This window comes from Paraburkholderia sp. Ac-20347, from assembly GCF_017104805.1.
Lineage (GTDB): Bacteria > Pseudomonadota > Gammaproteobacteria > Burkholderiales > Burkholderiaceae > Paraburkholderia > Paraburkholderia tropica.
Genome location: NZ_JAAGPN010000454.1, coordinates 1 through 3,397, shown reverse-complemented (window position 1 = coordinate 3,397; position 3,397 = coordinate 1). Strand labels below are relative to the sequence as shown.

Below are 3,397 nucleotides of genomic sequence, written 5' to 3'. Positions count from 1 at the left end.
TGAGGCCGCCCGTGTGGATTGCCTGATGCACGGTCTGATGCAGCGCCGAATTCACCATGGCCGCGCCTTCCCGAGCGCTGCGGCGACGCGCTCCCAGCGCGTGCCGATGCCCGCATCCGTCTCGCCGGTCGCGGCCTGCGCGCGGCAGCCGCCGCGTTCCAGCGAGGCGTCGGTGCGCACGGTCCAGCCGCGCGCCTGCAAATCTTCGAGGAGATAGGCCTCGACCACCGGCAGATCGGCCGGGCTCACCACCAGTTGCGGCGAGCCGGACAACTGCGGCTCGTGCGCGAGCACTTCACGCGCCGCGGCGAGCAGCGCCGTCGGGTCGTGCTGCACGTGCTGGCGGACCACCTGCTGGGCGATGTCGAGCGCCAGCTCGACGAGCGTTTCGGCCACGCCCGCTTCGGCGGTCGTGAGTGCGTCGGAAAAACGTTGCGCGATCGCCGACAACTGCGCCGCCACGGCGCGCGCCTCGCCGAGTCCCTGTTCGAAACCCTGCTTCTGGCCCTGGTCGTAGCCGGCCTGGTAGCCGAGCGCCTGGCCCGCCACGTGGCCGGACGTCAGACCGGCCTGGTGGGCGTTGTCGCGAATACGCTGCAGTTCCGCCTCGAACGCCGCCGTTTCGTCCGGCGTGGGCGGCGGCGGGGGAGGCGGAGGCGGATCGAAGCACGCCATCTCCCAGCGCTGATACGCCGAGAGTTGACGGTGCAACGGTTGTGAGGCTTCGTCAGACATAAGCGTCTTCTGCCTTGCCGCCGATCACGATCTGGCCGCTTTCGGCGAGGTTGCGCACGATCTGCAGGATACGCCGCTGCTGCGCTTCGACTTCCGAAACGCGCACGGGGCCGCGCGCGTCCAGGTCTTCGGCGAGCAGTTCCGCGGCGCGCTGCGACATGTTCGCGAGGAACTTCTGGCGCAGCGCGGGCGGGGCGCCCTTGAGCGAGATGATGAGCGATTCGGACTCGACTTCCTTGAGCAGCAGCTGAATCGCGCGGTCTTCGAGATCCAGCAGGTTCTCGAACACGAACATCTGGTCGATGATCTTCTGGGCAAGCTCGGCGTCGTACTGGCGGACCGTTTCGATCACGCCTTCCTCGTGCTGGCTCGTCATGAAGTTCAGGATTTCGGCGGCCGTGCGGATGCCGCCCATCGGGCTGCGCTTGAGGTTGTCGCTGCCCGACAGCAGACCCATGAGCACGTCGTCGAGTTCGCGCAGCGCCTGCGGCTGAATGCCGTCGAGCGTGGCGATACGCAGCAGCACGTCGTTACGCAGACGCTCCGTGAAGCACGAGGCGATTTCGGACGCCTGATCGCGGTCCAGGTGAACCAGGATCGTGGCGATGATCTGCGGGTGCTCGTTCTTGATGAGTTCCGCGACCGAGCCCGAGTCCATCCACTTCAGGCCTTCGATACCGCTCGTGTCGCCGCCTTGCAGGATGCGGTCGATCACCGCACCGGCCTTGTCCTCGCCGAGCGCCTTGGTCAGCACGCTGCGGATGTAGTCGTTCGAGTCGAGCGACAGCGCCGTGTGCTGCTCGGCTTCCTTGACGAACTCGTGCAGCACCGCGTCGATCTCTTCGCGCTTGACGTTCTTCAGCGCGGCCATCGCCGCGCCGATCTTCTGCACTTCGCGCGGCCCGAGGAACTTGAAGACCTGAGAGGCCTCTTCCTCGCCGATCGACATGAGCAGCAGTGCGCTCTTGACAGCTCCTTCAGCGCTCATCGTTCACCCAGCTCTTGACAACGGTTGCGACAATCTTCGGATCCTGGCGCGCGATGTTGCGCGCGAATTCCAGGTTGCGTTCGAACTTCTGTTTCTCGTTTTCGAGGGCCAGCAGATCGCTGTCGCCTTCGACCACGCCGCCCGTGCCTTCGATCTTCTCGACTTGCGGCAGGCCGTCCAGCAGGAGCGGCTCGGCGTCGCCCCCGAGCGCCGGGCCCGCGGCGGCGGCAACCGGTTCCGGCGGCGGGAAGGCGCGGCGCAGCGCCGGCTTCACCATCACGAAGTACAGGAACAGGGCCACCGCGCCGATGCCGAGCCAGGTCGCGATCTGCTTGGCCAGCGCGATCATGTCCGGCTGGCGCCACCACGGCAGGTTGGCGTTCGGATCGACGTCGGTCTGGAACGCGGCGTTGACCACGTTCACCGAGTCGCCGCGCTTGATGTCGTAGCCCATCGCGTCCTTCACGAGCTGTTCGACCTGCGCGAGCTTCTGCGCGTCGAGCGGCTGCATCGTGGCGTGACCCTTCGCGTCCACCTTCTGCTGATAGTTCACGATCACGGCCACCGAGAGGCGCTTGATGTCGCCCGGCGACTGCTGGAAGTGACGCACCGTCTTGTCCAGCTCGTAGTTCGTGGTGGTGTCGCGGTGATCCGAAATCGGCGTCGAGGCGGCCGCGCCGCTCGCGCCCGCGGGCGCGTTGATCGGCGCCGAGGCCGGCTGCGGCGGCTGGTTCGAGAGCGCGCCCGGCACGCCGCCCGCGCCCGACTGCTGCATGTCGGTGGCGATGTTCTGCTGCTGGCTGCGGATCGAGGCCTGCTGCGGGTTGGCGTTCGGACCGTAGTTCTCCGAGGTCTGTTCGAGCTTCGAGAAGTCCACGTCGGCGCTGACCTGCGAGCGCGCGTTGCCCGAGCCGAACAGCGGCGCGAGGATCGCGTCGATGCGCGACTGGGTGTCGTGCTCGATCTGGCGCACGTACTTGAGCTGCGAGGCGTCGAGGCCCGCGCTGGCGGCACTTTGCGTGAGCAGATTGCCGTCCTGGTCGACCACGGTGACGTTGCGCACCGGCAGATCGGGCACGGCCGACGAAATCATGTGCGTGACCGCGGCCACCTGGCCTTCGTCGAGCACGCGGCCCGGATACAGATTGACGAGCACCGACGCCGAAGGCGCTTCGCGCTCGCGCACGAACACCGAGGGCTTCGGAATGGCCAGATGCACGCGCGCCGACTTGACGCTCTGGATCGACTGGATGGTCTGTTCGAGTTCGCCTTCGAGGGCGCGCTGGTAATTGACCTGTTCGGCGAACTGGCTGATGCCGAACTTCTGGTTGTCCATCAGTTCGAAGCCGACCGAACCGTTCTTCGGCAGGCCTTGCTGCGCAAGGCGCAGGCGCATTTCGTTGACCTGCTCGGACGGCACCAGAATGGCGCCGCCGCCGTCGGACAGCTTGTAGGGCACGTTGGCGGCCTGCAGCGCCGTGATGATGGAGCCGCCGTCACGGTCGGACAGGTTGCTGTAGAGCACCTTGTAGTCCGGCGCGCGCGACCACAGCACGAGGCCCGCGACCACGGCGACGAGCACGGCGACGGCGACGATCAGCGGCGCACGCGGGTTGCCGCGCACGCTGCGCGGCGACGAGAGCGAACCGAGGCGCTGCGCGAAGCCGCCGCCCA

The 3,397-nt window shown here is 67.3% G+C and carries 3 protein-coding genes; all 3 read right to left on the bottom strand.

The genetic code is table 11. The features are described 5' to 3' along the window. Positions 1-51: 51 nt before the first annotated feature. Positions 52-735 carry a flagellar assembly protein FliH gene (gene fliH, locus G3N97_RS37390; RefSeq protein WP_065065634.1) on the bottom strand — a complete coding sequence of 228 codons (684 nt, stop codon included), beginning with the start codon at positions 733-735 and terminating at the stop codon, positions 52-54. Then, positions 728-1,723: a flagellar motor switch protein FliG gene (gene fliG / locus G3N97_RS37385; RefSeq protein ID WP_065065635.1), complete on the bottom strand. Its 996-nt coding sequence runs from the start codon at positions 1,721-1,723 to the stop codon at positions 728-730. The genes fliH and fliG overlap by 8 nt, the downstream gene beginning before the upstream one ends. Then, the coding region (gene fliF / locus G3N97_RS37380; RefSeq protein ID WP_205997780.1) for a flagellar basal-body MS-ring/collar protein FliF at positions 1,713-3,397 on the bottom strand (1,685 nt) is incomplete at its 5' end. The genes fliF and fliG, both read right to left, overlap by 11 nt.

Coding starts and splice junctions, on each gene's coding strand:
- fliG (WP_065065635.1), bottom strand. CDS start 1,723: ATGAGCGCTGAAGGAGCTGTCAAGAGCGCACTGCTGCTCATGTCGATC.
- fliH (WP_065065634.1), bottom strand. CDS start 735: ATGTCTGACGAAGCCTCACAACCGTTGCACCGTCAACTCTCGGCGTAT.